This is a genomic window from Pseudomonas sp. LAMO17WK12:I5, assembly GCF_900215165.1.
GTDB classification, from domain to species: Bacteria; Pseudomonadota; Gammaproteobacteria; order Pseudomonadales; family Pseudomonadaceae; genus Aquipseudomonas; species Aquipseudomonas putida_A.
Map to the genome: position 1 here is coordinate 61,593 of NZ_OBDS01000015.1, position 25,434 is coordinate 87,026.

The 25,434-nt window shown below is 60.3% G+C and carries 26 protein-coding genes and 1 tRNA gene; 9 read left to right on the forward strand and 18 right to left on the reverse strand.

The features are described 5' to 3' along the window. Positions 1–77 precede the first annotated feature (77 nt). From CRO59_RS24460 to CRO59_RS24515, 12 genes are all read right to left on the reverse strand, one after another. Positions 78–1,025, reverse strand: a complete 948-nt coding sequence (locus tag CRO59_RS24460) for a peptidylprolyl isomerase (protein ID WP_027613757.1) — start codon at positions 1,023–1,025, stop codon at positions 78–80. Continuing rightward, positions 1,022–1,492, reverse strand: a complete 471-nt coding sequence (locus tag CRO59_RS24465; protein ID WP_027613758.1) for a YbjN domain-containing protein — start codon at positions 1,490–1,492, stop codon at positions 1,022–1,024. The genes CRO59_RS24460 and CRO59_RS24465 overlap by 4 nt, the downstream gene beginning before the upstream one ends. Positions 1,493–1,522: 30 nt before the next feature. Next, positions 1,523–2,152, reverse strand: coding sequence for a DNA repair protein (locus CRO59_RS24470; protein ID WP_097090073.1), 630 nt, complete (start codon positions 2,150–2,152; stop codon positions 1,523–1,525). Between the two features lie 18 nt (positions 2,153–2,170). Beyond that, positions 2,171–3,868, reverse strand: coding sequence for a putative porin (locus CRO59_RS24475; RefSeq protein WP_097090072.1), 1,698 nt, complete (start codon positions 3,866–3,868; stop codon positions 2,171–2,173). Between the two features lie 39 nt (positions 3,869–3,907). After that, positions 3,908–4,612, reverse strand: coding sequence for an energy transducer TonB (locus CRO59_RS24480; protein ID WP_097090071.1), 705 nt, complete (start codon positions 4,610–4,612; stop codon positions 3,908–3,910). A 3-nt stretch (positions 4,613–4,615) separates the two neighbouring features. Beyond that, positions 4,616–5,041, reverse strand: a complete 426-nt coding sequence (locus tag CRO59_RS24485) for a biopolymer transporter ExbD (RefSeq protein ID WP_097090070.1) — start codon at positions 5,039–5,041, stop codon at positions 4,616–4,618. Positions 5,042–5,052: 11 nt separating this feature from the next. Continuing rightward, complete coding sequence (locus tag CRO59_RS24490; RefSeq protein ID WP_097090069.1) at positions 5,053–6,852, reverse strand: DUF2341 domain-containing protein; 1,800 nt, start codon at positions 6,850–6,852, stop codon at positions 5,053–5,055. 12 nt (positions 6,853–6,864) lie between these two features. Continuing rightward, positions 6,865–8,463 (reverse strand): ShlB/FhaC/HecB family hemolysin secretion/activation protein, encoded by a 1,599-nt coding sequence (locus CRO59_RS24495; RefSeq protein ID WP_097090068.1) that lies wholly within the window; start codon positions 8,461–8,463, stop codon positions 6,865–6,867. 57 nt (positions 8,464–8,520) lie between these two features. Beyond that, positions 8,521–9,132: a transposase gene (locus CRO59_RS24500; RefSeq protein WP_027613764.1), complete on the reverse strand. Its 612-nt coding sequence runs from the start codon at positions 9,130–9,132 to the stop codon at positions 8,521–8,523. Positions 9,133–9,415: 283 nt separating this feature from the next. Next, positions 9,416–10,624, reverse strand: coding sequence for a DSD1 family PLP-dependent enzyme (locus CRO59_RS24505; protein WP_177409051.1), 1,209 nt, complete (start codon positions 10,622–10,624; stop codon positions 9,416–9,418). Positions 10,625–10,698: 74 nt separating this feature from the next. Beyond that, positions 10,699–12,027 carry a D-arabinono-1,4-lactone oxidase gene (locus tag CRO59_RS24510; RefSeq protein WP_177409053.1) on the reverse strand — a complete coding sequence of 443 codons (1,329 nt, stop codon included), beginning with the start codon at positions 12,025–12,027 and terminating at the stop codon, positions 10,699–10,701. 76 nt (positions 12,028–12,103) lie between these two features. Continuing rightward, positions 12,104–12,457 carry a c-type cytochrome gene (locus tag CRO59_RS24515; protein WP_097090065.1) on the reverse strand — a complete coding sequence of 118 codons (354 nt, stop codon included), beginning with the start codon at positions 12,455–12,457 and terminating at the stop codon, positions 12,104–12,106. Between the two features lie 373 nt (positions 12,458–12,830). Here CRO59_RS24515 and CRO59_RS24520 point away from each other — a divergent pair, with 373 nt between their 5' ends. From CRO59_RS24520 to CRO59_RS24530, 3 genes are all read left to right on the forward strand, one after another. Beyond that, positions 12,831–14,456 carry an NADP-dependent glyceraldehyde-3-phosphate dehydrogenase gene (locus tag CRO59_RS24520; RefSeq protein WP_097090064.1) on the forward strand — a complete coding sequence of 542 codons (1,626 nt, stop codon included), beginning with the start codon at positions 12,831–12,833 and terminating at the stop codon, positions 14,454–14,456. Positions 14,457–14,502: 46 nt separating this feature from the next. After that, positions 14,503–15,543, forward strand: a complete 1,041-nt coding sequence (locus CRO59_RS24525) for an FUSC family protein (protein WP_177409054.1) — start codon at positions 14,503–14,505, stop codon at positions 15,541–15,543. 80 nt (positions 15,544–15,623) lie between these two features. After that, positions 15,624–17,513, forward strand: a complete 1,890-nt coding sequence (locus CRO59_RS24530) for an acyltransferase family protein (RefSeq protein ID WP_097090062.1) — start codon at positions 15,624–15,626, stop codon at positions 17,511–17,513. Here the strand turns inward: CRO59_RS24530 and CRO59_RS24535 are convergent. Next, positions 17,500–18,396, reverse strand: coding sequence for a DMT family transporter (locus CRO59_RS24535; RefSeq protein ID WP_097090061.1), 897 nt, complete (start codon positions 18,394–18,396; stop codon positions 17,500–17,502). The two genes, CRO59_RS24530 and CRO59_RS24535, sit on opposite strands and share 14 nt — an antisense overlap. A gap of 150 nt (positions 18,397–18,546) precedes the next feature. Here CRO59_RS24535 and CRO59_RS24540 point away from each other — a divergent pair, with 150 nt between their 5' ends. Continuing rightward, positions 18,547–18,984, forward strand: coding sequence for an Lrp/AsnC family transcriptional regulator (locus CRO59_RS24540; RefSeq protein WP_027613772.1), 438 nt, complete (start codon positions 18,547–18,549; stop codon positions 18,982–18,984). 58 nt (positions 18,985–19,042) lie between these two features. Continuing rightward, positions 19,043–19,369, forward strand: a complete 327-nt coding sequence (locus CRO59_RS24545) for a YceK/YidQ family lipoprotein (RefSeq protein WP_097090060.1) — start codon at positions 19,043–19,045, stop codon at positions 19,367–19,369. A gap of 43 nt (positions 19,370–19,412) precedes the next feature. Here the strand turns inward: CRO59_RS24545 and CRO59_RS24550 are convergent, their stop codons facing one another. Together CRO59_RS24550 and CRO59_RS24555 are read right to left on the reverse strand one after the other, a co-directional pair. Then, positions 19,413–20,771 (reverse strand): hypothetical protein, encoded by a 1,359-nt coding sequence (locus tag CRO59_RS24550; protein ID WP_097090059.1) that lies wholly within the window; start codon positions 20,769–20,771, stop codon positions 19,413–19,415. Positions 20,772–21,190: 419 nt separating this feature from the next. Continuing rightward, the gene (locus tag CRO59_RS24555; RefSeq protein WP_027613775.1) at positions 21,191–21,862 is read right to left on the reverse strand and encodes a Bax inhibitor-1/YccA family protein; all 672 of its coding nucleotides are present in this window, start codon (positions 21,860–21,862) and stop codon (positions 21,191–21,193) included. A gap of 123 nt (positions 21,863–21,985) precedes the next feature. Between CRO59_RS24555 and CRO59_RS24560 the strand changes: the two genes are divergently transcribed. The 4 genes from CRO59_RS24560 to CRO59_RS24575 all read left to right on the forward strand — a co-directional run bounded on the left by CRO59_RS24560 (position 21,986) and on the right by CRO59_RS24575 (position 23,430). After that, positions 21,986–22,073, forward strand: a tRNA-Ser gene (locus CRO59_RS24560). Positions 22,074–22,284: 211 nt separating this feature from the next. Next, positions 22,285–22,491 (forward strand): hypothetical protein, encoded by a 207-nt coding sequence (locus CRO59_RS24565; RefSeq protein WP_097090058.1) that lies wholly within the window; start codon positions 22,285–22,287, stop codon positions 22,489–22,491. A gap of 149 nt (positions 22,492–22,640) precedes the next feature. Then, positions 22,641–22,904 carry a hypothetical protein gene (locus CRO59_RS24570; RefSeq protein WP_097090057.1) on the forward strand — a complete coding sequence of 88 codons (264 nt, stop codon included), beginning with the start codon at positions 22,641–22,643 and terminating at the stop codon, positions 22,902–22,904. A gap of 133 nt (positions 22,905–23,037) precedes the next feature. Next, a complete protein-coding gene (locus CRO59_RS24575) occupies positions 23,038–23,430 on the forward strand; it encodes a hypothetical protein (protein ID WP_177409049.1) in 393 nt (130 codons plus the stop codon). Here the strand turns inward: CRO59_RS24575 and CRO59_RS24580 are convergent. From CRO59_RS24580 to CRO59_RS24590, 3 genes are read right to left on the reverse strand one after another with little or no spacing between them, the layout of a single operon-like run. Then, positions 23,406–23,912: a lysis system i-spanin subunit Rz gene (locus tag CRO59_RS24580; protein ID WP_097090056.1), complete on the reverse strand. Its 507-nt coding sequence runs from the start codon at positions 23,910–23,912 to the stop codon at positions 23,406–23,408. The genes CRO59_RS24575 and CRO59_RS24580 overlap by 25 nt on opposite strands. Then, the gene (locus tag CRO59_RS24585; protein WP_097090055.1) at positions 23,912–24,334 is read right to left on the reverse strand and encodes a cell wall hydrolase; all 423 of its coding nucleotides are present in this window, start codon (positions 24,332–24,334) and stop codon (positions 23,912–23,914) included. The genes CRO59_RS24580 and CRO59_RS24585 overlap by 1 nt, the downstream gene beginning before the upstream one ends. Positions 24,335–24,392: 58 nt before the next feature. Continuing rightward, complete coding sequence (locus CRO59_RS24590) at positions 24,393–25,418, reverse strand: hypothetical protein (RefSeq protein ID WP_097090054.1); 1,026 nt, start codon at positions 25,416–25,418, stop codon at positions 24,393–24,395. Between the last annotated feature and the right edge of the window lie 16 nt (positions 25,419–25,434).

The window sequence follows — 25,434 nt, forward strand, 5'->3', positions numbered from 1 at the left end:
CGAAGGCGCCAGCACATTCAACAATTACGCTGCCTGACACACCGCATTCGCGAGCAGGCTCGCTCCCACAAGGTGGGTTATTGGTTGGTTTCGAGGACTTTGTTCAGCTCAGCCCCATCGATACTCAGCGTCGCGGTATTGAGCATCCCGTCCAGATACGCCTGAGCAATCTGCTCCTGCCGTTGCGCACGCAAGGCCTGGGTCAGTTGATCGCGCAGCTCGTCGAGGGTTGCAGTACGTGCCGGTTGCTGTTCGGTGAGTTTGATCACATGGAAACCCGCCGCGCTCTGCACCGGCTCGGACACCGCACCGACCTTCAATTTCGCCACCGCACCCCGTACCTCCGGCACCAGTTGCTGCAACGGTTGCAGCCCGGTGTCGCCGCCACGTTCGGCAGTCTGCCGGTCCTGCGAATACTGAGTCGCCAGCGCGGCAAAATCCGCCGGCGTGCCCTGGGCTTTCTTGCTTAGCTCGGTCGCCTGCTTGCGCACGGCTTCCAGGCTCTGGGCATCCGGCACCGCGAGGAAAATCTGGCTCACCCGATACAACGCCGGCGTCTGCCAGTTGCCCTTGCCAGCGTCATACGCCTGCTGCAACTCGGCCGTACTCGGGTAGTCCGCCGGCACCGTGCTGACCGAGCGCAGGTAATCGCGAAAGACGATCTGCTCAGTGGCCGCGCGGGTTTGCCGCACCACGTCCGGACGCTGCGCCCAGCCCTGAGCATCGGCCTGTTCCAGCACGACTTTCTCCGCCAACCGCGTACGCAGCCAGCGCTCCAGCGCTTCACGGTTGCCGCGCAATTGCTCGCGAGTCGCCGGCGGGACGGTAGCCAGCAGCGCCTGCAATTCCTGCGGCGTCACCTGCTGATTGCCCAACCGCGCTACCGCAGGCCCCGCAGCAACCGCCGCCAACGGCGACGATTGCTGGGCGGCGACCGGGTCAGCACCCGGTCGCAGCACCAGCGCCACGGCTACCACCAACAGCGCCACTGCCCCGGCGCCGATCACCATGGCAGGCTTTTTCACAGCGCGACTTCCTCTTGCTCAGCGGTAGCGACTTTGGCCGTCGAGGCTTGCGCAGCCTGGCTGAAATCACGCAGATAGACGATGAATTCCTGCAACAGGCGATCCCACAATTCCAGGTTGCCGCGCAGGTGATCGCTGCTCACACCGGCCGCCAGCACCACGTCCATTTCCATCACCAGAAACTCGCCCTGCAACGACAACCGCGCAAAACGCCGGGTGGCGTTCCACTGTTCGGCCACACCCTGTGGCAACTCACCTTGCACCCGCAGCGCGCAGCTGAAAGTGAAATCGACGTAGCTGCCCTGCTCCACCGCCGGGTTGCCGAAGCGCACGGCATAACCGATGCCCTGACTGGCGCTGAGCAACTGCACGATGCCGTTCTGTTCGGTCTGGTTGACGCGATAACCGGCGGCTTGCAGGACGTCGGTCAGGGATTGTGGGGATACGTGGCTGATCAATTGAGTCATTGTTTCTTCCTTGTTTAACAGGCTTTTTAATCAGTGCGAGAGCGCAGCTTGCGGCGCGTCGAATTGAGTCTTGTAAAGCTCGTCACCAAACCCCTGGGCCAGCTCATCGAACTTGACCCGGGCGCTGCCCGCAAAGGGCTGGCGGATCTTCATCACCTCGGCCACATCGATGTTTTCGTAAGCGCTGAGGATCTGCTTGGCGACGCCATACATCTGCTGATTCTTGACTGAACATTGCTGCACTTGTGTGTCACGTTCAGCCAATTGCGTTTGAAGCTTAGACCGTTCTGCCTCTTTGGCACGGGCCATGACCAGCAACTCGTCGTAGGCCTTCTTGAACTTGCCGACCTGTTCGCTGCTGGCGGCGACTTGCGCTTGCGCCTGGCTGTGCAGGCTCTGCTGCTGGCCAGCCAACTGCTCGGCGACGCCTTTGGCCTTGGCCAGTTCAGCGGTCAATTGCTTGATCTGCGCCTGCGCGGCCTTGGCCTCGTTCTGCGCCACCAGTTGCGCGGCGCTGGCCTGGGCCTGCTGACTTTGCAGGGCCTGCAACTGTTGAGTGGTGCTGCGCAACTGGGTACGCAGACGCTCCTCCATGCCTTCGGCGTGCGCGCCTTGTGCAATGAAAAAACTCAGCCCCAACAGAAAAACTCGTGCGTGCATGACCGTACTCCCGGCGCCTTAGAAGCGCGTGTTGATCTCAAGCTGCAAGACGTCGATGTCGAACGGCGCGCCGTACACCGCCTCGGTGCTCAGCCAGCGGCCGGTGGCGTAGACGTTCTTCGCCAGACCGTAATTGCCGCCGAGGAAATAGCCCTTGGCGTTGGTGCCGCCGAGGTGGAACGAGGAATCGTTGAAGCCGTCGGGCAAGGCGTCCGGCTGGATGTATTTGTAGCCGGCGAACATATTCCAGTCGCCCTGCTTCTTCAGGTCCAGCGCGTTGCCGAGGGTGAACTGCACCATCCACGCATTGGCGCCGCTTTCGATCTCGCCGTTGCTGTTGAGGTTGTTGACGATCTGCCCCTCGGAGCGCTTGCGCATGTCGCCTTCGTCGTAACCGAGGTTGTGGATGTAGTTGCCCTGGCTGCGCAGCTTGAAGTCCTCTGGCAGATCGGCGTCCCACACCAGGTTCAGGTCGAGCAGGTTGAACTCCGACGCCAGGCCGACGAACTGTGGCTGCGGTGTGGTGGTCGGGTTGGCCGGGTTCGGCGTGATGTCGCGCAGCAGGAATACGCTGTTGCCCTTCTGCATGAACGCCGCACGGCTGCCATCGGTGTCGCAGCCCGGGGCGCCGGCCCACGGTTCGCAAGGGCTGGAGCGTTGGCCTTGAATGTCGTCGAAGCGGTAGTAGGCCAGCGCACCTTTGAGGCGGTTGTTGCTGTTGATCGCCCACTTGGCGCCGAGCTGCGCGCCGTAGAGCCACTTGTTGTCGCTTTCTTCCTTGTCGAAACCGTTGCTGGTGGTGGTGTCGTTGGTGTAATCCACCGGGAACGCGCCGACGGTGCCGAACACACCCCAGTCGCGGTTGAGCTTGTGGTCGAAAATCGCCGCCACGCCATCGAAATTCAGGTCGTTGGAATAGAGCATGTCGGTGGACATGAACGGGTTGGCGAAACGCCCGCCGGTCAGGGTCAGCTCATCGGTCGGCTTCCAGTTCAGGTAGCCCTGATCGAGCCAGATATCTTTCTTGGCGAAGCCGCCGCCGAGGTTCTGCGTGGTCGACACCGGGTTATTGTCCGAGCCGGTGCCGATGCGGATGCCGGCGGTCCATTCTGGCGAAATCACGGCTTTCATGCCCAACCGCGCACGAATGCGAAATTGATTGGTGCGGTCTTCACGGGTGTTGAGCAACGGCGGCAGACTGGTGCTGCTGTTGGGGTTCACGTCGTACGGACCGTTGTTGTTGAGTTTGGCGAAGTCGACGATTTCGTTGCTGTTGCTGCCCGAGTAGTAGCGCGATTCATCGCGCAGGCGGATGTCGCCATCGAAGCTGATGCGCGAAGCCCAGTCCGGGAAGGTGTTGGGCGCCGCCCAGTTTTCCTGCTTGGCGGTGGCCATGACCTCGGCCTTGACCTGATCGCGGATCTGGTCGCGCACCGCGGCGGGCACGTACTGCACGCGCACATCGCCCGGTGCTGCGACCGGACCTGCCGCCACCGCAGTAGAAGCCGCTGCCTGCTTGGCCTGGGCGGCTTCATTCTGCGCCTGGGCGATCAGCGCGTCAGCCTTGTCCTGTTTCAGAATGCCCTGCTCGACCAGCAAGCGGATCAGATTGATCGTGGCGTTCTCCGAGGGCGCAGGCGCTGCCGCTGCCTGACCGACCAGGGTCGCGATGACCATGCCGACCGCCAGGGACAATCGATTCACGTTGGAAATCATCTGCACACAACTCCTTTTCATACAGCTTTATGAATTCGGTTAACCCGGACGCCGCCCTTGCAGGGACAGGCGCACAGGCAAGGTGATGGAGGCCGGTGGCCGTTCGCTCAGGTGCGGTGCGTTACGCAGCGCCGCCAGCACCTGGGTATCGATCTCGGGCTTGCCGCTGGACTTGACCAGCTCGACCCGGGTGATTTCGCCGACGCTGCTCAGCCACACATCCGCCTGCAGCGAGAATGCGAGGTTGCGCAGATCGGAGTTCTCGCGCAGCAAGCGCTGAAAAGTGAACGCGAGGAACTGGCTGTAAGTGCCGGTGCCCAGGCGTCCGCCACCCGCACCGGCCATGCCGCCACCCTTGCCGGCGCCGATGTTGAAAGCGTCGTTGCCACTCTGCGCGTCACCGTCCATTTGCATCGGGTTGGCCAGATCGTCCGCCGGCGATGGCGGCGCCTCTTCCTCGGGCTTGACCTCTTGCGGCTCGGGCGTGGGTTCGGGCTCGACGACTTTTTCTTCCACCGGGGTTTCCGGCTCCGGTGGTTTTTCCGGAGGTGGCGGCGGCGGTGGCGGCAACGGAATGATCGTCGGCACCTTCGGAGCTTCACGGCGCACGCCGCTCATGTCATTGGCCCACTGCCACAGGAACCACGCGGCGAGCGCGCCGAGCAGCAGCCCGGCGCCCCACTTTACAAAGCGCATCGGCGACCTTTTCACCGGCAGCGGCTCGATCGGAAGTTGTGCGGTCATCACTCAGCCCTGCGTCGGTTTGCCGGTCACCAGACCGACCTGAGACAGTTCGAGCCGGCGCAACAGATCCAGCACTTCAATGACCTTCTGGTACTGCACCGTGGCGTCGCCGCGCACGATCACCGGGAAGTCCGGGGTCTGCGCTTTCTCGATACGCAGGCGTTCCTCCAGCTCGGCCAGGGTCACCGGGTAGGCATCGAGGAACACCTGACCGCCGTCGTTGACCGAAATCGCCTTGGTCTTGGCCTCCGACAGCGACACCGAGGCGCTGGCCTTGGGCAGGTTGATCTGGATCCCGGAGACCTGCGCGGTGGCGGTGAGGATGAACATCACCAGCACCACCATCAGCACGTCGACCAATGGGGTGATGTTGATGCTGTCAACCGCTGCATCTTCGTCATCGTCGTGGGAGGCATTTACGGACGCCATGGCAGTGCTCCTCAGGCCGGTATGGAGTGGTTGGCGTGATGGCCGCGCTGATGCGCCGCTTCGCTGGACTGGCCTTCGCCGTGCATCTCCGCCAGACGCGTGATGAACTCGTCGACGAACACGCGCATGTCGGCGCTGACTTCCTTGTTGCGGGTGATCAGGCGGTTGTAGCCAAACAGTGCCGGGATCGCGACGAACAGGCCCATGGCGGTGGCGAGCAATGCAGCGGCCATGCCCGGCGCGATGGCGTTGATATTGACGTCGCCGGCCATCGCGGTGCCGAGGAACACCACCATGATCCCCAGCACGGTGCCGAGCAGGCCGATGTACGGGCCGCCGGCGATAGCGTTGGACAGGGTCGAGAGTTTCGAACTGAGCGCCTGGTTCTCACGGGTGCGCACGCCGTCCATCGAGCAGCGGATCGCTTCAATGGTTGCCGCGGACACCGAAGAGGTATCGGCGCCCTGCTCGCGGCGGGTGCGGATTTCCTTGACTGCCACCGAGTACAGACGCCACAGCGGCGAGTGCTGCAGACGCTGGGCCAGTTGCGCATCGTCGGCGAACATTTCCAGACGGGTACCGACCTTGGCGAACTGCTCGCGGAAGTCCTCGTTGGCCTTGCTCACGCGGCTGAGGGTGTGGTTCTTGCGCAACATGATGATCCACGACTGGAACATCATCAGCACCAGCACGGCGATGATCACCCAGGCGTCCACCGGTACTGCATTCAGCAGGAAACCGAGGCTGCCGAAGCCGAAACCGGACTGCTCTTCATCGACGCCGTAGGCCACCAGTTTCGACTCGGCGCCTTGCGAGGTCGCATCAGCCAGCAGCAACGGCGCCGGACGCGCGACTTTCGACAGGCGCAGTTCGTCGATGGCGCCCACGAATGGCTGGTACGGGCCAGCGGCCAGATCGCCGCCAATCGCCATCACTGAATTGAACGCCGGCATCGCTTGCGCGAGGGTCGCACTCTCACGACCGTTGATGTACAGGCTGACTTTCGAACCTTCGGCGGTCAGCGCAACATGCTGCCATTGCCCCGGATTCAGCGGCTGAGAGGCCACGGCGCGCTGGCCGTCGATCTCCACAAACGGCATGCCTTGATTGACCCCGACCAGCAGGCTGTTGGCGCCTTCACGGCGGGCCAAGATCAGTTGCTCGCCATTGGCCTGATCCAGACGCAGCCAGGCGCTGAAGGTGAACGCACTGCCGGCGCTGTGCTGCAACGACGGACTGGCCGGCAGCAGCAACGGCTGGCCGCTGAACTGCAAGGCGCGCCCGACCACGCCGTCAATCGCCGCGCCAGTGGCGCTTTGCGCGGTGTTGCCGTAGGCGGTGGTGTCCTTGGCCGGGGTGCCGGTGGCGCCGTCGAAGTGATAGAGCGCGGTGTAATTCGGATCGAAGGTCAACTGGCCGTTGCCGGTCGCCGGCGCCTTCTGATTGCCGTAGTACATCCAGATGTCCTGACGCTGGCCGCCCTCGACATTCGGCACATCGACCCAGATCAGCGCCATGCCCATCAGCGCGTCGAAGCTTTCGATCTGGTGGTTGAGCACGGTTTTGTCATCGGCGGCGACGAAGCGCAAATCCGCGCCATCTTCCTTGACCCCGTCGAAGGTGAAATTGCCGGTGTGCAGGCGCACCAGCAGCGCGGTGCGGCCCAGCGCCTGGTTGATCCCGGCACCCTGCGGCGTGGTGTCGACGGCGATCTGTTTGCGGTAATGCCAGTCGTCCTGCCACCAGGCCTGCGCCGTGGCCGGGAGCACGAAGCCCAGGCAGATCAACAACGAAAGAATGAGGCGCTGCATGAACGTGCTCCTTTAGAAAGTGGCTTGAAGGTTGAAGTGCAGGCGCGACTCCTGCTTCGAGGTGTTCGGCCCTTCGAGTAACGGGTAACCCCAGTCGAGGCTGCCGGACAGCCTTTTGCTCAGGCTGGCGCGGGTGCCGAGGCCGACGCTGGCCAGGGCGTAACTGGCGTCCTGGTCCGGCAGTTCGTCGCGCAGGTACAGTTGCGCGCCTTCGGCAAAGGCGTAGAAGCGCCATTCCTGCATCCAGCTGCCGGCGTATTTCGCCAGCGACGGCGTGCGCAGTTCCTGACTGAGCAGCACGCCGTCATCGCCGGTGCGCTCGGCCGCCAGATAGCCGCGCACCGAGGTCGCGCCGCCAGCGGAAAACTGTTCGTTGGAGACCAGTGGCCCCGACGCCAGCTGGAACGCGCCTTTGCTCGCGCTCTGCCAGTCGTTGTCGAAGGTCCAGGTGAAGTTGCTGTCGCCCTTGAGCACGGCGAAACTCGGGTTGGCCCGGTAGCGTTTGTAGTCGAAGTCTTCGTCGGAGCTGCCGTAACCGAAAATGCTGCGGGTGGCTGCGACCAGGCTCAGGCCGAGTCCAAGCTGACTTTTTTCGGTGTAGCGGAAGCCGTTGTAGGCGAAAGTGAACGGCGCGTATTTCAGCGGCACCTTGTCGCTCTCGCCGGACAGGGTCAGGCGTTCGTCGAAGTCCTTGAAGTCGATACCGGCCGACAGCGAGTTCGACCAGCTGCCGCTGGACGGCAGCGTGTAGATCGCCGACACGCCGTAGGAGTGCCCCTTGCCCAGCACGTTGCTGCCGCCGATGGTGGCGACGTTGCTGTCGGACTGATAACCGGAGAACTGCACACTCCAGCGCTCGGTCAATGGCGCGGTGTAGGAGCCCGACCAGACCTTGGCGTTGTCGGTGTCCTGCGGCGCGGTGAAGTACGTCAGGTTGATGCTGTGGCCAAGCTGCCACAGGTTGTTGTAGCCGAGGCTGGTCACGGCGCGCAGTTTCTCGGTGTCGGCGCTGTAATCGTTGTTGAGGCCGACGCTGGCGCTCCACGGGTTCTGGTCTTCGACCTGCAAATCGACGTCCATGGTGCCGGGGCGTTGACCTTCGCGCACCAGCGGCATGACCTGGCGGCCCGGGGTTTTATTGAGCTGCGCCAGTTCGCCCTGAACCTTGGCGAAATCCGGCACCTCGCCTTCTTTTAGCGCCGGGACGTTGTCGCGGATGTCCAGCGGCGAATAGTGTTTGGCGCCGACCACACGCACCCGGCCGACCTTGGTTTCGCTGACTTGCAGATAGACGATGCCGTCCGCCACCGCTTGCTCCGGCAGTTCGACGAACACCGATTGGTAGCCGCGCTGCTGATAAGCCTTCTGCAAGGCATCGCGGGCGCCTTCGATGTCAGTCATGGCTTTTTGCGGGCCGAGAAACGGATACACCGCCTCTTCGATGGCCCGTGCGTCGAGCACCGTGTTGCCGCGCACGAAGTATTCGTTGACGTCCACCAGACGTTGCGGCGCGGCGCCTTGGGCGGCCTCTTCGGCGAATGCCGGTTGCGCGCCGGCCGTCACCAGCAGCCAGCCCCACAGCGCCAGCCGTGACGTGAAAATCTGATCCACACTACCCCCTGAATTCGCGATGACCTGTTGGCGCTGTTGCGCGCCTTGTGTGTTGCGTCAGTTGCTGACCGTCGAGGCACCGCTGTGCTTGCCGAGCCAGGTGTGCAGCAGCGCGAAGTTCAACGAGAACTCGGGCATTTGCAGCAAGGCACCGCAGAACACTTCGCCGATGATTTTTTGAATGAGCTGCACCGCACGCGGGTTGTTGAGCAACGTGGCGATGTCACGACTGAGGACGTTGAAGCTCCAGACTTTCTGGTTCAGGCCAAGACCGACGAACCAGCGGAACAGCAGGTTGTAATTGAGTTGCTCATACAGTTGCTGCTCGCTGGGCACCGAATACAGCAGTTGCAGGAGCAGGATGTGCATGACGGTTTGCGCGGGAATGAGCATGCCCGGCTCGACATTGAGCTCGTGCAGCAGGCCTTGGTGGGCGTCGAGCAAGTCATCGATCTGCGGGCGCAGCAACACCAGCGAATGGCCGGGCGGAATGTAACTGGAGACCTCCTTCAAGGCGCCCTGCCAGTCATCCTGCGAGACGATCCAGACCCACGGCGCGCCGTAGCGATACACCGAAACCGGCTTCTTGCGCGCGGCCTCGACGATCTTCGACAGGCGCTGATCGAGTTCCTGCATGCCCACTTTCGAGTAGCGTTCCATAGTCCCCATTGCCTCACTCCCGGCGTCCCGCCTCGGCTTGTGAAAAGCGCCCCGTTGGGCCCCTCAAGCGCGTTACATAGGCATGACCGGACTGGCTATGTGCTACCGAACTTTTGTCATAAAAGCTTCATTACAGAATGTGGGAGATGGCGCGGGATGTCAGGTGTACATCAATCTAATGTAGGAGTGAGCCTGCTCGCGATGGCGTTGGATCAGCAAAATACAGTTCAGCTGACAGGACGCTATCGCGAGCAGGCTCACTCCTACAGAGGAAATTTGTGGTGGCTGCGGGTCAGGTGTAGACCGGCCAGGTGTCGACAATCTTGCCGCCACGCACCGCCAGCAGATCACCGAATTGCAGCAGCACGGCTTCAGTCTGGGCCGGGCGCAGGAACACTTGATCTTCGATGGTCAGGCCCACGGCGTTGGAGCCGTTGACCATCTCCTGATTCGAGCTGCGTCCGTACACACCATTGCTCTGTAACCCCGGCGGCGATTCGAACTCGGCCATCCAGTTGCCGCCATAGATGAAATAAGTCTGCCGCTGATTCGGGTCCCACCACGAAAACAATTTGGAATTGTCATCCAGCGCCGGAATGTTCACCGCCCCCGTACTCTTCAACACAGGCGTGGCGATGTAGGTCGCCGGCACGTGGTCAACCAGAGAAGGCAGGTCGTAATGCGTCGGCTTGAGCATCGCCGTGCCCACCGAAACCTCGGTGCTCAACTGCTCGTTTTCATGGATGCGATAACTCGGGCTGCCGGCGGTGTTCAGGCACAGGTTGTCATTCCACAACGTCGGATACTGCTGGCGGGTGAAATCGACGCAGCGCTGATAAATCACCATCACCTTGGCGAACAATTCCTCTGGCGATCCGAGAATCCCCGGCACGCCCATGCCCACGAACGGGTCGTAGCCCATGAACCCGGCGAACTGCAGATGCTGTGGATTGGCGCTGATCAGCGTGAGCATCTGCCCCAACACATTCACATCACTGACCCCGCCGCGATGCAGGCCGACATCCAGTTCGATGTTGATGCGCATCCGCGTGCCCAGCCCTTGCGCCAACGCCAGGTATTGCTGCAGACGTTCGGGGTTATCGATCAGCCATTGCAACTGCCTGGAAGGATCAAACGGGCCTTTGTGGGTTTGATAGAACAGCTCGGCCGAACGCACCGGCAACGGCTTGCCGAGCAGGATGTCGGACTGTGGAAACGTGAGCGCATCGTGATTGAGAAACGGCTGGTGAAACGACATGAGTTTTTGCGTCCCGGCCCGTTGCGCGATGTAGCTCAACAAGCCCGGCGACGGCAGGGATTTTTCCACCAGACGCAATTGCTTGCCGCCGCGTTTGACCGACTGCATCACCACGTCGATGTTGTGATCGAGGCGATCCAGATCGATCAACAACACCGGGCGCATCGGGCCGTTGTCCTTCAGCTCTTTATTCAGCGCGCGGAAATATTCACTGTACGGACCGCCACGATCACCCGGTCGCAGCCAGGCGCCCACGCCCACTAACAAAGCGCCGACACCCAGCGTGCCGAGGAGAAAATTGCGTCGATTGACCGCCATCAGCTCACCCCCAGAATCGACGACAGATGCGCATTGAGAAAGCGTCCGCTCGGGTCCAGCGCCTGACGGACGTCGACAAACTCGCGCCAGCGCGGGTACAGCGGCTGCAGATTCTTCGCGTTGAGCGTGTGCAATTTGCCCCAGTGCGGGCGACCGTTGTACTTCCAGAAGATCGGCTCGACCGCTGCGAAGAAGTTGTGATGATCCATCTGGTAATGCTGGTGCACCGAGATCGAACAGCTGTCGCGGCCCTCGAACATGCTCAGCGGAATGTCGTCGGCCTTGACGTAGCGGTACTCGATGGGAAACCAGGTGCGCAGGTCCTTGTCCTGAATCAGCTTGAGGATTTCACGCAGACAGGCCGGGCCGTGTTCGGCGGGCACCGAGTATTCCATCTCGTTGAAGCGCACGGTGCGCACGTTGGCGTAGATGTCGAACGAGTCGCCGACCCGGTCATCGAAACTCGCCATATGCCGCAGGCTGTTGAGCAGCGTGCGGCGCAGCTCGGGGAAGTCGCTGCCGTATTTGTCGATCTTCTCGATCAGGGTCACGAACTCGTTGCCGCCCTCCTCTTCGGGCGGGATCGGCGGCGTGGCCGGGTCGCTGGTTTCGTTGAGGGCGATGGACAGCGCGTAGTCGGAATGGGTGACGACGAGCATTTCCCAGTGCTGGTTTTCCCGGGTGTTTTTGTCGAGGTCTTCCAGCAGCTCTTCGGTCTTGGCGATCCATTGACGCTCACGCAGGCGGTAGGACGGGCGATTTTGCAGACGGATTTTCGTCGCCACGCCCAGTGCCCCAAGGGATACCCGGGCGGCATTGAATACTTCCGGGTGGCGCTGACTGTCGCAGTCGAGCACCTCGCCGTTGGCCGTCACCAGTTGCAGGCCGCAGACATGCGCCGAGTACGACTGAAAGGTTTTCCCGGTGCCGTGGGTCGAGGTGGAAATTGCCCCGGCGAGAGTCTGGTAATCGATATCGGCCATGTTCTGCAGCGCTTGGCCGACGTCCTTCAGCGGCACGCCCATGCGCGACATTGGCGTACCGGCGCCGAATTCCGCCTGCAGGGTGTTCGGATCGTGGTCGAGCAGCCCGGTGAAGTAGCTCAGCGACAGCAAAGTGCCGTCGGTGGGCACCAGCGCGCTGAACGAATGTGCCGAGCCGACCGGGCGGATCTTGCCCTGGGCCTGACGAATCGCGGCGGTCAATTCATCAAGATTCTTCGGCGCCAGCCGCGCCGCCGGCAGACAACTCTGCCCGCCCGACCAGTTGCGCCAGGGAATCAGTCGCGGGGCGCGCATCAATTGTCCCAGCGCGGGATTGGCCGCCAGTGCACTGAACGCGCCGACGATGCTTGCCCGTTGCAACAACTGACGCCGTGTCAGATCCATACTCATGCGCGCGCCCTTATTGTGGGAGGGGCTGGTCGGCCATGAAGCCGATCAGTTGCAGGAATTGTTCTTCGCTGCACTCGACACACTGGCCCATCGGCGGCATGCCGTTGTAGCCGTTGATGGCGTGGTCGAGCAGCGTGTCGGCGCCCTGGCGGATGCGTGGTTCCCAGGCTTTTCGGTCACCGGTCAATGGTGCGTTGGCGGCGGGATAGGCGTGACAGAGCTGGCAGCTGTTGGCGTAGATCTGCGCCAGTACCGGGTCGGTGGGAGTAGCATTGTGAGTGGTCGCCGGCGGTGCGGATTTTTCGTCGCAGCCGCACAGCGTCATGAATAGCGCCAGCAGTAAAGTGAGTGGGATTGCCCGCATAACGATCCTCGAGGGTGGCATCGCTTTTTGTTGTGATCACACCTTAAGGCAGGCACGGCAGCGGGTTGAGGGCATTGCCGGACAACGATGGGGCCAAACGGGGCCAGTAGAGAGTGTTCAGGCCACCCAATTCAACTGTGGGAGCGGGCTTGCTCGCGAATGCGGTATGTCAGCAAATGAGGATGTCAGTTGAAAGGACGCATTCGCGAGCAAGCCCGCTCCCACAGTGGAACTCATAAACCAGTCAGAGCTCTGTTCCGCATCTCTGCGTGACATTCGCGTGACATTGGCGGGTTTAAATGTCGGCGCATTCAGGCGTATAACCTGTAAAGACTTTTTGATCTGTATACGGACATCAACACGGGGTAGCGACATGACCACAGCAAACATCCTTGGCAATCTGTTCCCTTCTGTCAGCGACATCCCGGAAAAATACCGCCTCGACGGTCAGGTCGAGCAACGCGAATACCTCGTCGATGGCCAACTGCGGCGCTGGGACGGCCCACTGGCCACGGTGCGCAGCCCGGTGTATCTGCACGGCGAAAACGGCGATGAACAAGTGATTCTCGGCAGCACCCCACTTCTCGACGCCGACACCGCGCTCACCGCCCTCGATGCCGCCGTGCGCGCCTACGATCGCGGTCAGGGCCTGTGGCCGACCATGCGCGTGGCCGAACGGATCCAGCACGTCGAAGCGTTCCTCGGCCGGATGCGCCAGCAGCGCGAAGCCGTGGTCAAGCTGCTGATGTGGGAGATCGGCAAGAACCTCAAGGACTCGGAAAAAGAGTTCGACCGCACCTGCGACTACATCGTCGACACCATCAATGCACTGAAAGAACTCGACCGCCGCTCCAGCCGTTTCGAACTGGAACAGGACACCCTCGGCCAGATCCGCCGCGTGCCGCTCGGCGTGGCACTGTGCATGGGCCCTTACAACTATCCGCTGAACGAAACCTTCACCACGCTGATTCCAGCGCTGATCATGGGCAACACCGTGGTGTTCAAACCGGCCAAGCTCGGCGTGTTGCTGATCCGCCCGTTGCTCGAAGCGTTCCGCGACAGCTTCCCGACCGGCGTGATCAACGTGATCTACGGCAGCGGCCGCGAAACCGTCAGCGCGCTGATGGCCAGCGGCAAGATCGACATCTTCGCCTTCATCGGCACCAACAAGGCCGCCAGCGACCTGAAAAAGCTGCACCCGAAACCACACCGCTTGCGCGCCGCGCTGGGCCTGGATGCGAAGAACCCCGGCATCGTCCTGCCGGAAGTCGATCTGGATAATGCGGTCAGCGAAGCGGTCACCGGTTCGCTGTCGTTCAACGGCCAGCGCTGCACCGCGCTGAAGATCCTGTTTGTGCACGAGGACGTGGTCGACGCCTTCATCGAAAAATTCAACGCCAAACTCGCCACCCTCAAGCCGGGCATGCCATGGGACAGCGGCGTGGCACTGACGCCGCTGCCGGAGTCGGGCAAGGTCGACTACCTGCACGGTCTGGTGGCCGACGCGCAGAGCAAGGGCGCACAAGTGGTCAACCGGAATGGCGGCGAGAGTCGCGAGTCGTTCTTCTACCCCGCCGTGCTGTACCCGGTGACGCCGCAGATGCGCGTGTACAACGAAGAACAGTTCGGCCCGGTGGTGCCGATCGTGCCGTACCGTCACCTCGATACCGTGATCGATTACGTGCTGGAATCGGACTTCGGCCAGCAACTGAGCCTGTTCGGCACCAACCCGGTGGCGATCGGCCGACTGGTCGACACTTTCGCCAACCAGGTCGGGCGGATCAACCTCAACGCCCAGTGCCAGCGCGGCCCGGACACCTACCCGTTCAACGGGCGCAAGAACTCCGCCGAAGGCACGCTGTCGGTACACGATGCCCTGCGGGTGTTTTCGATCCGCACACTGGTGGCAACCAAGTTCCAGGACAGCAACAAGGACCTGATCAGCGAAATCATTCGCGGCCGCGATTCGAGCTTCCTGACCACCGATTACATCTTCTGACGAGGACTTTGCACTGAGCACCTTCAGCACCCAACGACTGCCACCGCTGCTGCGGCGAATCCTGCGTCCGTTGCTGGACCCGTACCGCCGCTACCAGCACGCCCGATTGATTCACGCGGTGCGGGTAGCGCTGGGGCTGCTGGCGACCATCCTGCTGACCACCGGCATCAACCTGCCCCACGGCGAGTGGGCTTCGGTGACCATGCTGGTGGTGATCGGCGGCCTGCAACACCACGGCAACATCGGCAAGAAAGCCGCCGAACGCGCCACCGGCACCCTGATCGGTGCCGGCGTCGGTCTGCTGCTGGTAGCGCAACAGGCATGGCTGGGCCTGCCGTGGCTGACCTACTTTGCCATGGCGGTGGTCTGCGGGTTCTTCTCTTATCACGCGATCGGCAAGGGCGGGTACACCGCCCTGCTCTCGGCAATCACCGTATTCATTGTCGCCGGGCATGGCGACAACCCGATCACCGACGGCTTGTGGCGCGGGGTCGACATCCTGATCGGCATCGCCCTGGCCTTGGCGTTTTCCTTCGCCCTGCCGCTGTACGCGGTGTATTCGTGGCGCTACAACCTGGCCGATGCCTTGCGCGACTGCGCCACGTTGTACGGGCGGATCATTGGCGGCCAACCGGTCAGCGCCGATGAACATCTCAAGCTGATGGGTCGGGTGACCACGGTGATGGTGCAACTGCGCTCGCTGATGCCTTCGGTGTCCAAGGAAGTGAAAATCTCCATGACCGAGCTGGACGCGATTCAACGCAACCTGCGGATGTGCGTCAGTACCCTGGAAATCCTCGGCAACACCCGCCCGGATGCCAACGACCCCGAAGCCATGGCGCACCTGCAATCGGCACTGCGGGCCGAGCACCGGGTGATCCGCATACAGTTGATCGGCATGGCCCGGGCCTTGAAGTCCGGTGCCACGCAACGCCTGCAGCGCCCGCTGGAGTTGCCGGACGCCAGCCTCGACACACCGGTCTACAGCACGCTGGACGGTTACCGGTTACTGACCCGACAACTGGCCGCGAACATTGGCGAGCTGCGCCAGCGTCTGGCGATGACTGCACCGCGCTGGAACATCTGAGCTGTCGGAAAAAACCCATGTAACAAAGCTGACATCATCACTACAATGCGCCGCACAATGGATGTGACATGGACGCATAAATGCAATTCAGGAAGAGTATCAACGCCCTGCGGGCACTGGCCGTGCTTTCGGTCGTGCTGTTTCATTTCAAGGTGCCAGGGTTTGAAGGCGGATTCGTCGGCGTAGACGTGTTCTTCGTCATCTCCGGCTTCCTGATGACCGGCATCATCGTCAAAGGCGTGCAGCAGCAGAACTTTTCCCTCCTCGGTTTCTACGCCTCCCGCGCCCGCCGCATCATTCCCGCCCTGCTGGTTCTGTGCGTTGCGCTGCTGATCTTCGGCTACTTTTATCTGCCGCTGGATGACTTGCGCGAAACCATCCGTACGATCAAGAGCAGTCTGCTGTTCAGCTCGAACTTCAGCTTTGCCCAAAGCGGCAATTACTTCGCGGCGCCGCTGCATGAAAACTGGTTGCTGCATACCTGGTCGCTGTCGGTCGAATGGCAGCTCTACCTGCTTTACCCCGTGCTGATCATGGGGCTGCACCGGTTCTTCGGCACCGATAAAACTCGCTTTGCCTTGCTGGCCGTGGCGCTGATTTCGCTGCTGGCGTCCATCATCGTGACCCGCGTCAACCCGACGTTCGCCTTCTACATGCTGCCCACCCGCGCTTGGGAAATGATCGCTGGCGGGCTGGTTTTTCTGTTTCCCCTGCGATTGAGCCAGCGCGGCGGCGCGATTTGCGAAGGGCTCGGTCTGCTGACGATTGCCGTCAGCGTGCTGGTTTTTTCGGAGGCGGATCTGTGGCCGGGCTACCTGGCACTGGTGCCGGTGCTGGGGACGATGCTGGTGATTCACGCCAACACCCGGTCGATGTTCAGCGGCAATCCTGCGCTGCAATTTGTCGGCAGCATTTCCTACTCGGTGTACCTGTGGCATTGGCCGCTGGTGGTACTGCTTTACCTGTGCGGGCTGTTGAGCAGCTGGCCGCACGTGATCGGCGCAATCATCGCCTCGTTCGCCCTCGGCACCCTGTCGCTCTACCTGGTGGAATCGAAGGTGAAGAAAGGTACGAGCGCTACTCGAACAGTGATCAAGTTCGCGTCACTGACGGTAGCGGTGGTGGCCGTGTCGGCAACGACGTCGTCGCTGGTCAAGCAACACCCCGACTGGCGCCCGGCACTGGTCGAACTTGGCCAGCCGGAATACACCAGCAAGCTGTATCCGCAGGAGTGCTACCCGAATGCCTATGCGGCGGCGGATTGCAAACTGGGCACGGGTGATGTGTCGGTGATTCTGTACGGCGACAGCCATGCGCAATCCACCGCAGCGGCGGTGCAGATGGAAAATCCTCAGGCGGCACTGTCATGGTCACGGGGCGGTTGCCCGACCCTGACGCACTTCGCCATGCACGACAAGACCGTCGAAAGCCAGTGCCGGGGCTTCAATCAGGAAAAGCTGCAACAACTGAAAACCGCGTACGCCGGCGTGCCGGTGGTGCTGTTCAGCCGTGCGGCGCTGTATGCGGATTCGGGCCGGGAAAACAGCTACCGGATTTCCTTTCCCGAGCGCCAGGCCACGTTTGCCGAAGCGTATACCGAAGAGTACGTCAGCACGGTCTGCTCGATCGCGGAAAACCATCCGGTGTACATCGTCAAACCGATCCCGGAGATGCCTTTCAGCGTCTACAAGGGCCTGAACCTGAATCAGCGACTTTTCCGGCAAACCACCGACATTTCCTTGCCGTTGCAGGCCTATGAAAAGCGCAACCGCATCGCCATCGCAACCATCGAAGCCGCCGCCAGCCGCTGCAACGCGACGGTGATCGACCCGACGCCGTACCTGTGCCCCAACGGCAATTGCATGGGCTCCATGGACGGCGTGCCGCTGTACTTTGACGACAATCATCTGGTGGATGCCGGCAATCAACAGCTCAAAGGCCTGTTCAAGGACCTGATCAAGCCGATTTGAGCTGGCGCCGGGCTTTCAGGCCCCAGCCCTGTTGCATCCCGGCGGCGGCCAGCAGAATTGCTGCCACCCCGATCCATTGCAGGATCTGCAGGCGATGGCCGAAGGCGAACCAGTCGACGAAAATCGCCGCAATCGGGTAGATGAAGGACAGCGCACCGGTCAGGGCAGTCGGCAGTTTCTGGATCGCGCCGTACAGCAGCACGTACATCAGGCCAGTGTGGACGATGCCCAGCGTCACCAGACTGGCCCAGGCTCCATTGGTTTGCGGCAGGCCGTTGAAGTGCGCGAACGGCGCGAGCAACAGCACTCCGGTGCAGACCTGGATCAGCGCGATCAGATGCGGCGGCGTGCCAGTCAGGCGCTTGATGATCAGCGCCGCCATCGCGTAGAGCAACGCCGCCCCCAACGCCAGCGCAATCCCCAGCAGATATTCGCTACCGCCCTCGCCCTGCCCGCCATGGGCACTGACGATCGCCAGCATGCCGAGAAAGGAAATCGCCAGCCAGAACAGCTTTTGCAAGGTGATTTTCTCGCCGAGAAACAGCGCCGCCAAACCGACCAGCATGAACGGCTGCACGTTGTAGACCGCTGTGCCGATGGCAATCGAGGCCCGGGAATACGAGCCGAACAACAACACCCAGTTGCCGACAATCGCCACCCCACTGAGCACCGCGAGCAGGAACGTGGTGCGGGTCAGAATGCCCGGACGCAAGAAGCCGAACGCCGCGCATATCAGCAGCAAGGTGCCGGCGCCGAACACGCAACGCCAGAACACCACATCCAGCACCGGTTGCCCGGACACCAGCACGAACCAGCCGATGGTCCCGGAAATCAGCATGGCGGCGGTCATTTCCAATGAACCACGGCGGATTGTGTTGTCCATCATCGATCTCCCTAAGCGTTTGACGAAAGCGTGGCAAAAGTATGCCAAGCCGACCACGAGCGCCTCCAGCGCAAAAAGCAGGCTAAACTCGATTTCTGCCTTTTTTATCGTGGGTGGTTTCCCTTAAATGCCTAATACCGGAGTTGCCCCATGACCGACGATATCGACCAGATCCTCATCAGCGCCTTGATGGACGACTCGCGTCGCTCGCTCAAGGCATTGGCGCAAATCAGCGGCCTGTCCTCACCCAGCGTGGCCGAACGCCTGCGCCGCCTGGAGGAGCGCGGCGTGCTCAAGGGCTATACCGTCGAGATCGACCCCAAATGCTTCGGCTATCAGCTCCAGGCGATCGTCCGGGTGCGACCACTGCCGGGGCAATTGCAGGAGGTGGAACGTCAAATCATGTCGATCCCGGAGTTCACCGAGTGCGACAAGGTCACCGGGGAAGATTGCTTCATCGCCCGATTGCATGTGCGTTCGATGGAACAGCTGGACACCCTGCTCGACCGCCTCAATACGCTGGCCGAAACCAACACCGCGATCGTCAAGAAAACCCCGGTCAAGCGCCGGTTGCCGCCGATGGCATGAGTGCGTTTCGCGCAGGATTGGCGTAGATTGAGATTTTTCCGGCGAAGGATTGGCGGTAATGAAATTTCAGGCATTGATGCTGTTGGCAGTATTGCTCACCGGGTGCGGAACGGTGCAAACGGTTGCGTTCAACGACAAGTTTTCCGTGAACCAGCTGAAAACCAAGAAAACCTACTGTGGCGCCGTCCCACGCATTTACAGCGGTGCAACCTACGACTTCTGCATGCTGCACGCCGAAAAGCCGGATGACGTCGACGCGTTCAATTACAACAACGCCTCCCTTGGCCTGGTGGTCGATGCAGCAGTTTCGGGTGTGCTGGATACGTTTCTGCTGCCCTACACGATTTACAAGCAACAGGCCGATGGCAGCATCGTGATCAACTGATTGAAAACCTCCAGACGCCGAGACGTCTGGAGGCTGCTGCACTTTACTCAAGCAATTGCTGCAAACTTGGGTCACGCATGACTTTTTGCTGAGGCTGCGAATTGTCGTCGCCTGTCTTGAGCATTTTCAACTTGAGGTTCTGAACCTTGGCGCAGGCGTTCTTGCCATCGGCGTAGATCCCGCTCATGTCACATTTCCATTCGAAATAATTAACCAGACCGCCTGACAGTTGCAGACTGTAGTCCGTGCTCTTGGTGCCTGGCGTGAACGGATGACCCGCCGGAATATTCTGGAACCACTTCATCCATTCCGCAGAACCCGGGCTCGGTATTTTGTCCTTGGGCTGGAAGGTGGGATTCATGATCGCCACCTGTGGCGACTCACCCGTGGCGTGGCAGCTCAGGCAGGAACTGTTGGGGTTGTCTACAGGCCCGTTGAGGCGACCGTTCCAGCCCAGGTGGGTGGGCGGCAGTTCTTTGGTATTGGCGTTGATTGCCGTCTGCTGCAATGCCGGGTTGATTCTGGTTTCAGTCGGCGTCGGATTGGTGAAGTCATTGCCGGTTTCTTTCGGATCGTTACCCCACATGATCCCGACCGGAACGAGATTGTCCCAACCGGCTTTGCCGGTTTTAGCCCCGTTGTACTGGAAGGTGCCGAAAATCCAGCCGGTGTCGCTCATACGGGTATCACGCACGGCGATGTCCATCTGAATGAGCGCAACATCTTTGATCTTGCGATTTGCGGACGTGAAAGTTTCAGTGATATAGCCTTGCCACAACACCGGGTTGACGAGGAACGGTACGGTGGTGCGATCAATATCGGCAAACAATGCCTTGCAGACTACGGTGCCATTGGCAAAGCTTTTGGGTTGCGAAGTGAAGCCAGGATCCGGGTTGTTCGGATCTTTCCAGACCTCGCCAATGGTGTAGGCGCCAATGTCGTTGTAAATGCCCACGGCGTAGGTCTGGCCGCTGGCGATCTGCGTCTGTGCCAGTTGTTTGACCGGAATTTGCGCTTCCTTGGTCAGACCATGAATACCTTCACGCCCCAGCGGGCCATAGTGCTGCCAAGGCATGTGGTACCACTGACGCAGCTTGTTCTTCTGTACATTCCAATCGACCTCGACATTGCCTTCCAGGCAATAGTGCTTCACCTCCTCCATGTAGGCACGCCAGGTTTCAAAGTTGTTGTCGGGTTTGGCCGGAAGTTTTTTGAAAAAATCCGGCAGCGCTCCTTGGGGAGCTTGGGTCGGGTAACTCTGGCTGAGTTCGAACAACGGACCTGAATATTGGCTGGCGGGTGGCTGATAGCCAAAATCGGGGTAGACACCGGCAAGAGTCGAGGCACTGAACAGTGCTGTTGTGATAGCCAATACGGCACGCTTTCCTTGGGGCTGGTTCATCGATGATCTCCTTGATTGGGACAACGCCTGCAGCGACCCATGAATCGAGTCCGACCACCAGGGCCTCCATTATTTTTTTGTTAATCAGGGACTCGGCTTGCGGGCCGAGAGCAACTCACGGTTGAATCTGGGTAGGCTGGTTTGGAGAACCTCCTGTTTTCCGGATGAACGAATACGACAACCCGGGCGAAGCTACGGGCTTGAACAGAAGAAGAAAAATGGGATGCGGGGGCTGTAGAAGGTGTTACTGCATGCCGACTCCTGTCGACCGCCTGCCGTTCTTCCTTGTCTTAGGTGTAGGCCAATTCCATAAAGGCGCCATGATTTCTTGAAAAAATCTCGGCCAAAGGCCACTACGCTTTCGCACGGGCAACAAAAAACCCGCCGAAGCGGGTTTTTTGTTAATTCACAAATAGCGATCAGTCGTCGCGGCTCATGATGCCGAAGATCTGCAACAAGCTGATGAACAGGTTGTAGATCGATACATACAGGCTAATGGTTGCCATGATGTAGTTGCGCTCGCCACCGTGGATGATCGCGCTAGTCTGGAACAGAATGCACACCGACGAGAACAGCACGAAACCGGCGCTGATCGCCAGTTGCAGGCCGCTGATCTGGAAGAACATGCTCGCCAGCGTTGCACCCAGCAACACGAAGAAACCGGCGGTGATGAAACCACCGAGGAAGCTCATGTCCTTGCGGGTGATCAGCACGTAGGCCGAGAGACCACCGAACACCAGCGCGGTCATCGCAAATGCCGAACTGACCACTTCTGCGCCGCCCTGCATGCCCAGGTAACGGTTGAGGATCGGGCCGAGCAGGAAACCCATGAAACCGGTCAGCGCAAAGGCGGACACCAGGCCCCACGCGGAATCACGGAGTTTGTTGGTGAGGAAGAACAGACCGTAGAAACCGATCAGCACCACGAAAATGTTCGGGTAGCCGACACGCATCTGCTGGGCCACGAAAGCCATCACACCGCTGAATGCGAGGGTGAGCGCCAGTAGACCGTAAGTGTTGCGCAGGACGCGGCTAACCTCTAGCTGCTCAGCCTGCACGCTGTTGTGAACTGCGTAATCCTGTTCGCGCATGGCGACACTCCTGTTGGTTTGAAACGTTCAGTGGCAAAGATCATAACAGACGCTCTGTAACAAGCCATGCACAGAGTTTGACAGTGTGTTTCATTCAGGTATTATGGCGCCCGCAACGCAAACGGAGGTGTGGCCGAGTGGTTTAAGGCAACGGTCTTGAAAACCGTCGACTGTAACAGGTCCATGAGTTCGAATCCCATCGCCTCCGCCATATTTGATACGACAAAGCCCTGATTATTCAGGGCTTTGTCGTTTCTGGCGTTTACGAAAATTTCTGCCTTTCGACATGTGTTCCATAACTTTTGTGGGCGCGTTCCATAACTCCGACCGATTTCTCCCCTCTCCGGCGTCCTGCCAATCGTTAAAACACTCTTCATGTAACACGGTGCTACGCTGATGCCTTGGCTGCCAAGGAAACCAAAATGCCCAACTCCGACCTACTCCCTTCCCTGCTGTTCAAGATCAACGAAAACCAGCTCGCCTTGGAAGCGGCCATCATGGAGCTGTCCAATTGGATCGAACGACGTGGCGCGACCGACGTTGCTGAAAACGTGCGCGGCGCCCTGGAAGCGATCGACCGAAACGAGGAGTTCATCAAGATGACGCTCGCCGTCGTGATGACGCCGTAGTGAGCATCTCGCCGAGTCGAGCAGCTCACCATCAAAATTGACTTCACGACGCTCATCGATAAAGCTCAATAAATGAAAAACATCGCCGATAGGCAGGATAGTGCCCCCGGCTGGGGATTTTTCAAATTGGTGGTAGCAGGTTCAAGCGTATGAAAGAGATCTATCTTCTAATCGAGCACGGTATGGATCAGGGCGAGGTTTATGTACTTGGCTGGTTCGATGACGAGAAAAAAGCTCAGGACGTAGCGCAGGAAAAAGAGTGGGAGGCTTACCGTGCCGGGTTAAAAGCTGAAAACTTTTGGCCAAATCAAAATCCGTTGCCTCCAGATCAGACCAAATATCGCCGCTTCTGGGTGAAAGAAATTTCCAAATTTGAGGGCGCTTCGGCCCCCCGGTCCTCTGCTGTCCATTGACTCTGTAGCCGCCCTGGCTTCATCAAGAAGACCGGTCGACCGTGTGGCGTTAATCCTTACAGTCCGTCGCCAGACCCTCGCTCAATCTACGCGCCTCGATTACTGTATATTCAAACAGTATCAGCAAGGCGCAATGATGGACCGCTACGGAATTGAAGACACCGACGACTGGCTCGGCTGCCCTACGCCGCTCGAAACCTGCCGGCACCAGCTCGCGCTTTACGAAAATGAGTTCGAGGAACTGAACCTTCAGCTGCAACAGTCCAGGGAGCGCATATTCAAGCTGGTTGAGATGCACGCTGCCGCGTCGGCCGAGTGCGAAACCATCCGCTCTCAATTGGGCGTTGCGAAGTCTGAAGCGGCAGATGCCAGCCGGCGAGCTACCGACATAGAGACCAAAAGCAACTGGGAGCTGATGGCGAAAGACAAGCACATAGCCGAACTTCGAACCCAGATTCGGATCCTCGGCGGAGACAGTCCGTTCAAAGATCCTTTCCCTCATCAGCGGGAAACGGACCGCACGTAGTCCTGGCATGCCTGTAGCGCGATCAGCCCCCGGTCGCCTTCGTCGGTAATGGCGATAATTCTTTGAGCATGCGCCGGGTCAAGTCGGGCACGTACGGTTGCATGATCCACGCTGCCGGCGCCGGCGGTGGCTGGCAGGCCGCAGCCTTTGGAAGCGTCGGTTGCGTCGAGGATGACTGACAGCCGCAAATCAGAAGTGGCAAGGCGATCGCGCAAGCGATCTTGGTCACGTTGGGCATCGGTCATTTTCCTGAAGTGGGTTTGCTCGCTGGCTGACAGCCGCTGCTCGAGCGCCAACCGCTTATCTTGCTCGACCAGTTGCGCGGTCGCGGCAGCCTGGGTCAGTTGGTTAAGGACTTCTGAATGCAGCCTTGCCTGATCGGCAAACTGCTGCCCATATCGCCAATCCTGAAACTGCCAGGCGCTGCCGAAGCCAGCGAGCACTAGCGCCAACACACCGACCGCTTTCCACGGAACGACCATCACGGCACATCCCGGAAGAATACGTGCCCGCCCAACTTGAGCGTCAGCTTTGCCTTTGCCGACCAAGCCGGCGCCTTGATGCTGGTCGCGTAATAGTGCGTGGCGCCGCCGGTGGGATCCGGCACCTTGCCGTCGATCACCTGGTCAGCAGCGATCCGACATTGCGCCAGCTCGCGGAACGGAATTTCCTTCAAGCCGATCAGGAAATGATAGTTCGGGTCGGGCTTGTTCCAGCAGCTGAACTGGTATGGCTTCTGGCAGACCCCGGCGTAGCCCTCCCCCCACCACGAATTAGTCTTTCCATCGAACACACGGTTGCGGATCGTCCAGGCCACGGCGATCTGGCCGGCAATTCCTTCCCCACGGGCCTCGCCCCACAGAGTGCGGGCAAGGATGTCGCGATCTTTTTCGGTTACAGGCATCACTTTTCTCCAGGCAAAAAAATCCCGCTCGATGGCGGGCTCTTTGAATACATGTGAGTCAGATTCGCGGTTCTGTCTCGACGGTACCGTCATCTTCCGAGGGCGGCGGCGGAACGTATGGCGCGGCCGGAGGCATTTCGAGCCGGACGTCGATCCAGTTATCCAGAGGCGCCTCAATCAGCGGGCCCGGGATCTGTTCAAGATCACCATCATCAGTCAGCCTGTACTTGACCTTCCGAAATTCGACAATGATCGAGCCATCAGGCTGGTTTTCTCCGGCGGCCAGCCCCAGCAACTTGCCGCCGTTCCGGTCAGACGGTGAGTTCACCTGCCAGCCGTCGACGGCAAGACCAAGACACCCAGAAATCAGATATCGGCCAAGCTCAAGACGCTCAACCACTACACCCTTTGCCTCGTCGTTGACTGCGCCGTATCCGGCGACAGTGAAGCCATCAAGTAGATCATCTCGCGTAGTGTTCGAAGGATCGCTGATGCGGACAATGGGCGAGGCTTTTTTAATGAAACCGCTGCCATCGACGGTGGTATTGCCGGTATTCCAGAAATAGACCCATGGCGTCGCTGAGCTCAAATCCATCTGGAGATTTCGAGTCGCGAAGCCTGGGCCGTTCACCTGGATCGCGATCTGCGTTTTTATGCGGACATCAGACCCATAAAGGATGTTGATTCCGTTTGCGTACCATCCGGATGAGCCGGTGATAGGCCCCCCAATGGCTTGGGGCTGATTGCTAAACCCGGTCGTGTTGGCGTTGTTCCAAGTAGATTCGGCGAGTGATGGGCCGCCCCAACCAAAATCCCCAACTTTCAACACTCGACCTATGGTCGGGTCAGCGGTCGACGCGGTCAATGTCAGGCCAAGGCCTGCACGCGCCGCGACTTGTGTGGTTCCGCCGGTACCGCCCTGCGCCACCGGCAAGGCTGCCGGAAGAGTGAGAGGATTACCGCTCGCACCCAGCGCCGCGTAGAGCTCGTCGAAATTGCCCTGGGTTTTGGTAAACGCACTGCGAGGCGTATCGCCGCCCACGCCGGTAGGAGCATTGCCGAGATTGATCGTCTGCTTTGCCATGAAATATTTCCGTTTG